The following is a 6532-nucleotide window of genomic DNA, read 5'->3' as shown; positions in this document are numbered from 1 at the left end:
GAAAAAAGCTAATCGTGATCGAGACTATTGCCGCTATCGCTACGGCGCACGGCATCGGCGGAATTTGCATAGTTAGAATTTCAGGCGAGGAAGCGCTATCTATCGCTCTAAGCCTTTCACATCGCAGTTTTTTGCGACCTCGCTATGCCACGCTTGTGAATCTTTTTGACGCGTTCGGCGAAGCGTTCGGCGAGGCGATTTTGATATATTTTAAAGCTCCGCATAGCTTTACGGGTGAGGATGTCGTAGAAGTGCAGACCCACGGCGGCTTTACGGCTTCGTCCTTGGCGTTAGATGCCGCGCTGGCTCTGGGCGCGCGCATAGCAAATCCGGGTGAGTTTAGTAAGCGAGCGTTTTTAAACGGTAAAATGGATCTTAGCAAAGCGGAAGCAATAAGCGATCTCATAAACTCGCGCTCGCAAAGTGCGGCTAAAATTTTAGCTAGAAATCTGCGCGGCGAGCTTGAGGGCTTTATAGGCGATCTGCGAGCGGCTCTGGTTAAGACGCTGGCTTTTGTCGAGGTTTGCATAGATTACGCGGAGGAGGATCTGCCTTCTGACGTGCTGCAAAGCTCGCAAAAGATGCTGGATGAAAATATAAAGAGCCTGGAAAAGATCACCCGCATAAGCCGCAGCCGCAAGGGGCTGATCGAGGGCTTTAAGGTGGCGATCGTAGGTAGGCCCAACGTCGGCAAATCAAGCATCCTAAATGCGCTTTTAAATTTCGAGCGCGCCATCGTGAGCGACGAGGCGGGCACTACGCGCGATCTTATCGAAGAGAGCCTGAAAATCGGCACCCATCTCATCCGCATAATCGACACCGCAGGCATCAGACAAAGCAGCTCCAAGCTCGAAAATATCGGTATTTCCTACTCAGTTCGAGCGGCGAGCGAAGCGGACGTGATCTTGGCGATCTTTGATGCGAGCCGCGAATTTAGCGAAGAGGACGGCGAAATTTTAAAAATTTTGCGAGAGCAAAAAGATAAGAAAATAATCTACGTATTCAATAAATGCGACCTGCCGCGCAAATTTAAAGCGGACGTAAACTATTTGAGCGAAAATCTCGCCGCCGCGGATGCCGATAGTTTTAAAAATTTAGCGCAAAGCTCTACCTGCGAAAATTCCGCCGGGCTAAATTTAAAAGATTGCGCCGACGAAATTTCCGAAGCCGCGGCAGAAAATTCTAAAATTTCGGCGGGAGACTCTATCGCCGCGCCGCTTGAAATATCGGCCAAAGAGGGCGTGGATCAAATTTTAACCGCACTTGAGAGTTACTTAAATTCTCAAAATTTCGATGGTCTTATGCTAAGCAACGAGCGGCAAATTCTATCTTGCGAGAGCGCGCTTGCGGCTCTTAAAAATGCAAGCGAGCGCCTGGCTTGCGGCGAGCTTGAGCTTTTTGCATTTGAGATAAATCGCGCGATTGAGGCGATTGCACGTATTTCGCGTCCATTTGAGCGAGATGAAATTTTAGACGAAATGTTTAGCAATTTTTGCCTCGGCAAATAGCGTTTTAGCTACTAATTAGCCAAAATTCAATATAATCTCGCATTTAAAACGAGGTCTTTATGAAGGAAAAAATCCAATATTTTTTGGCGCTGTGCCTGATAAAATTTGCAAAATTCGCGCCGAAAAGCTTCATATTCGCATTTTTCGATAAGCTCGCACTTTTTGCATCGTGGAAGCTTAGTAGGCGCGTTAAAGTCGCGCAGGATAACCTTCGCGCCGCCTATCCGCAAAAAAGCGAAAGTGAGCTTCATGCTCTTGCGATTGATAATTTTCGCAGTATCGCTAGGACGCTTACCGACACGCTTTTATTTTACAACGGCAGACTAAAATTTGATGATCTGATTTCAAACGGCGAGCAGGCGCTAGAGCGCGTCCGAGAGCTAAAAGGTGATAATCCGCACGGGATTTTATTTTTTACGGCGCATTTTGGAAATTGGGAAATTCTAGCTAATTTTTTCGGCGCCAACGGCTTTCCCGTCTCGGTAGTCGGGCGTCGCAGCGATAATGAGTTGATCGAAGAGCGGCTAGTGGCGCCGTTTCGCGAGCGCTACGGCAATGACCTCATTTACAAGGACGATGCGATGCGCAGGCTCGTACAGGCACTAAAACAAGGACGCAACGTAGGCATTCTGCCCGATCAAAAGCCAGGCCCTAAAAACAGCCTAATTACGACCTTTTTTGGACGACAGTGCTACACCACGAAGACTATCGCGTCGCTTTATTTGAAATTTCGCCCCGTGCTGATACCCATTTTTGCGCGCCGCGGAGAGGATGATCGCTACGAGATCGTGATCAAGGATTTCCCGCCGCTACCTGAAGGGCTAAATAAGGACGAGGCCGAACTGTTTATCACGCAAAAGTGCAACGACATTTTCGAAGAGGTCGTGCGAACCGCGCCGCAGCAGTGGTTTTGGATACACAAAAGATGGAAAATGGACTGATGGCGCGGCAAATTTCAAGAGGCGAGAGCAGACGGGGGGCCGCGAGGAATTTATCCGCGCCGCAGGGCTCGCGCCTTTTTGTAAAAGAGCAAAGCGCCGTAAATTTAGGCAGCGCCGCGCGCGCCGTTAAAATTTTAAATCGCGAAAATTTCGTAGCAATCGCCGCTGCCGCGCGAGCGAGCAAAAATTCGGATCTCAAAAATTTCATATCGATTTGCGGTAGCCCCTCTTGCACTTTGCGGCGCGAAAGCTTTAGCGATAAAAATTTAAGATCGAGCGCTCCAGGTTGCGCGTGGCACGCAGGCAGCGGGCCTCTAAATTTAAACAGCGAAAACTCCGATGCAAATCCGTCCGTCGCAAAAAATCCGCATCGAAAAGCGCTCATCTTAAGCGACGGCCGCAAGGGGCACGAGAACCAAAGCATCGCATTTTGCGAGCTAAGAGGGCTTGAGTTTTGCATTTGTAGGATCGCTTACGCAAACAAGTTTCTTAAACTCTGCTCCTACGTGCTTGATTTTTTAGGGCTTTATTTTAAAATTTTTAAGTGCGATCTCGGCGGGAGCGGCACGGCGGCGGATCCAAAAAACGGATCAAATTTAAATAGTCCCGCTTTAAATAGCTCCGCCTCGCAAAATAGCGTAAATTTAGACGCCGCGCCGAATGGCACCAATTCAGACGTTGCATCATATAACGTAAATTTAGACGCCACCGCGAATCGCAATTTAAATTTCGCAGATTTCGATCTGTTCGTGAGCGCGGGCTCTACGACCTATTACGCGCTGAAATTTTACGCGCGCAGATACGCAAAGCCGAGCGTCGCACTGATGTATCCGAAAGGCTACCGCAAGGATTTTAGCGTCATCATCGCAGGCGCGCACGATCGCCCAAAGCCGCGCGCAAATCTTAAAATTTCGCCCGTCTCGCTTAGCTTTTCGCGCCCGCAGGGGCTGTACCGGCCGCAGCGCAAGGCGGTAGGATTTATCATCGGCGGGCCGAATTCCTGCTTTGAGATGGGGGATGAAATTTTAAAGCAGATTGAGGACGTAAGGGCGCAGTTTGCGGACTGCGAGTTTGCGCTAACGACCTCTCCGCGCACGCCGCGGGCTACCGAGAGCGCGCTAGCTAAGCTTAGCTGGGATTACAGCGTGATTTACAGCCGCGAGCCCGTAAATCCGATCGGCGATTTTTTGGCGCAGTGCGAGTGGGTCTTTATCAGCGAGGACAGCGTCTCGATGATAAGCGAGGCCGTATCTAACGGGAGCGCGAGCGTAGCCATTTTGAGTTTAAAACGCAAAGACGCTCATAATAAATTTGACGATTTTATAAGCGCTCTCATTTCTACGGGACATGCTAGGCGCTACGATGAAGCGCTAAAAAAGACCGCAAAGTACGATCTGAAGGAATTTGTGAGGGAGATAGAGTTATGAGGGTCGTGCAAATTTTGCCAGAGCTAAACGAAGGCGGCGTAGAGCGCGGCGTAGTCGAGCTAAATAGGGAGTTTGCACGGCGCGGCATCGAGAATTTCGTTATCAGTAACGGTGGCAAATTGGCACCCGAGATAGAAAACGAGGGCGGCGTGCACGTGCAGCTCGACGTTTGCTCCAAAAGTATCCTAAGCGCTCCGGCGCGCGTTTTAAAGCTGCGTAAAATTTTAAGCGAGATCGCTCCCGACATCGTGCATGTCCGCTCCCGCGTGCCGGCGTGGCTGGTTAAATTTGCTCGCCCGCGTGCAAAGATCGTAAGCACCGTGCACGGGATAAATTCCGTAAATTTCTACAGTAAAATCATGACGGATGCGGACGCGATCATCTGTCCTAGCGGCTATGCGCGCGATCACGTGGTGCAAAGCTACGGCGTAGATGCAGCCAAGATCACGATCATTCCGCGCGGTATCGATCTAGTAAAATTTAATCCCAAAAATTTAGACGAGCGCTTCATCAAGGAATTTCGGCAGAATTTTAACCTTGCGCAGGATGATTTCATCGTCTCGGGCGTTGGGCGCATCACGCAGATTAAGGATTACAAAACCCTGATTCGCGCCGCGGCTTTGGCAAGCGAACAAAAGCTTAAAATTTTGATCGTAGGCGGAGTGCGAGCTGATCGCGACGAGTATTTTTCGGAGCTAAAATCGCTCGTAGCTGAGCTTGGACTGGACGAGCGCGTAATTTTTGCAGGCTCGCAGAGTAAGGTGGCAGAAATTTACTCGCTCTCGTCGGTCACGGTGAGCGCTTCGAGCAAGCCTGAGAGCTTCGGGCGCTCGATGGCTGAGGCGATCGCGCTAAACTGCCCCGTGATTGCGACGCGCCACGGCGGCGCGCTGGATATCGTAAGAGAGGGCGAAAACGGCTATTTTTTTGACGTAGGCGACGCGCAGGCGCTGGCGGGGCTGTTTGCCCCCGCGCGCGAGCTGAAATTTGACGGCTACGGCTACGTTTCGCAAAACTTCAGCCTAGAGCAGATGGTAGAAAAAACGATAAAGGTTTATGAGAGTTTAATATGAAAAAATTTTTTTACGAAAACGGCGCGCCTAGCGGATGGAGGATCGCATTTTTAACGCTGCTGCTTCTTTGGTGCGCGTCGCTGTTTTTCAAAAACGCGGTCTATCAGATCTCCTTTGTGGCGCTAAATTTACTCTTTTTGGCGCATCTATTGTATTTTAAAAACTACGCAATTCTAAGCGAAATTTTGAAAAAAACGAGATTTATCGCGATCTGCTTTGTCTGTTTAGTGGTAACGCTAGCGATCTCAAACCTCCTAAACGAGGCCGTGATCTCAAAAAAAGCGTGGCAGAGCACGCTATTTTTCGTCCTTCGATACGGCACGATATTTTTGGTGCTTTGTTATTTTTACAAGCTCAAATTTTTTGATGAAAACGCCGTTTTTGCCTTTTTGTTCGTGGGGCTTGGAATTTTATCGGTAAGCGTGATCTATCAGCTTGTAAGCAGCGCCGATGCGATCGTCTTTTCAAGCGACTCTGTTCGCGGCGGTCTTAGCGGATCGCTTTCGAACCGCAATATCTTAGGGCTTTTTATGGGCTTTGGGCTCTGCCTTAGCGCGGTAGCGATACGGCGGCCTTTAGCACTTAAATTTGCAGCTCTATTTTTATTTGCATTTTTTATGATCTTTTCATTTTCCAGAGCGGCGTGGGTCGGCGCGTTTTGCGCGCTTGTGTTTTACGGCGCGCTAAATTTAAAGAGCTTAAACAAAAAATACCTGCTTTTCACGGTGGGTTTCATCGCGCTTTTTGCCGTTTTACTCGCGCTTTCGCCGTCGTTTGAGCAAAGGCTAGCAGCGCTATTTAGCGGCAACTCCTCGGGTAGAACCGTGATTTGGAGCTATATTTTGGAAATGGCGCAGCAAAAGCCTATCTTGGGCTACGGACTGGGCTCATATATAAATTTGCCGGGCTCCCCGGTCCTTGAGCATCCTGAATACAACGCACCGCACAATCTATTTTTAGAAATTTTACTTTATAGCGGCGTGCTTGGCCTTATCTTTTACGGCGCGATCCTATTTAGCGTTTTTAAGGAGTGCATTCAAAGCAGGCAGTTTGGGGTTCTTACGCTTCTGATCTATCTTTTGATAGATTGCCAGTTCGATCACGGCGCGTATCTGTCGAAAGAAGCGCTAAGTCTGGCTACGATACTAAGCTTTTTGGCATATCGCGTAAGGATCGAGCGATGATCTACGCGGCGGTTTTGGCTTTTGCGGCGCTTTTTGCGTGGTTCTGCCTACGCTTTGCGTGGTGGGCGAAGGATCTGCCTTACGAGTATCCGCGCGTGCTGATGTATCATATGATCCGCGAGCATCTGCCAAAGCACGCCTCTAAATTTAACCGCCTGCGCGTAGAGCCCGCCGCGTTTGAAAAACAGCTTGCGTGGCTGAAGCGAAACGGCTTTACGAGCTACACTTTAAGCGAGCTTGCAAGCTTGGATAAAAAGCCCGCAAAGGCGGTTTGTATTACCTTCGACGACGGATACCGCGATAATCTCACGGGCACTCTGCCTCTTTTGCAAAAATACGGCTTTAAGGCGACGATTTTCATCGTGAACCGGCGCTTTGACGGGAATTGGGCGACCGATA

Annotated in this window: 6 protein-coding genes; all 6 read left to right on the top strand. The window is 49.5% G+C overall.

Annotation, left to right across the window (positions count from 1 at the left end; genetic code table 11):
• Positions 1-14 precede the first annotated feature (14 nt).
• Positions 15-1508 carry a tRNA uridine-5-carboxymethylaminomethyl(34) synthesis GTPase MnmE gene (mnmE, locus tag Q0236_RS12005; protein WP_297918377.1) on the top strand — a complete coding sequence of 498 codons (1494 nt, stop codon included), beginning with the start codon at positions 15-17 and terminating at the stop codon, positions 1506-1508.
• A 59-nt stretch (positions 1509-1567) separates the two neighbouring features.
• Positions 1568-2449 carry a lysophospholipid acyltransferase family protein gene (locus tag Q0236_RS12000; protein ID WP_297918374.1) on the top strand — a complete coding sequence of 294 codons (882 nt, stop codon included), beginning with the start codon at positions 1568-1570 and terminating at the stop codon, positions 2447-2449.
• Positions 2419-3876, top strand: a complete 1458-nt coding sequence (locus Q0236_RS11995; RefSeq protein ID WP_297918370.1) for an ELM1/GtrOC1 family putative glycosyltransferase — start codon at positions 2419-2421, stop codon at positions 3874-3876. Before Q0236_RS12000 ends, Q0236_RS11995 begins: the two co-directional genes overlap by 31 nt.
• A complete protein-coding gene (locus tag Q0236_RS11990) occupies positions 3873-4949 on the top strand; it encodes a glycosyltransferase family 4 protein (protein WP_297918367.1) in 1077 nt (358 codons plus the stop codon). The genes Q0236_RS11995 and Q0236_RS11990 overlap by 4 nt, the downstream gene beginning before the upstream one ends.
• Entirely contained in the window at positions 4946-6133 is a 1188-nt protein-coding gene (locus Q0236_RS11985) for an O-antigen ligase family protein (protein ID WP_297918364.1), read from the top strand. The genes Q0236_RS11990 and Q0236_RS11985 overlap by 4 nt, the downstream gene beginning before the upstream one ends.
• Positions 6130-6532: polysaccharide deacetylase family protein (locus tag Q0236_RS11980; protein WP_297918361.1), on the top strand; the 403-nt coding region annotated here is incomplete at its 3' end. The genes Q0236_RS11985 and Q0236_RS11980, both read left to right, overlap by 4 nt.

The organism is uncultured Campylobacter sp., from assembly GCF_938031315.1.
Taxonomy (GTDB): domain Bacteria; phylum Campylobacterota; class Campylobacteria; order Campylobacterales; family Campylobacteraceae; genus Campylobacter_B.
Note: the sequence above shows the minus strand (reverse complement) of the source record. Positions and strands in the feature narration are given on the sequence as shown.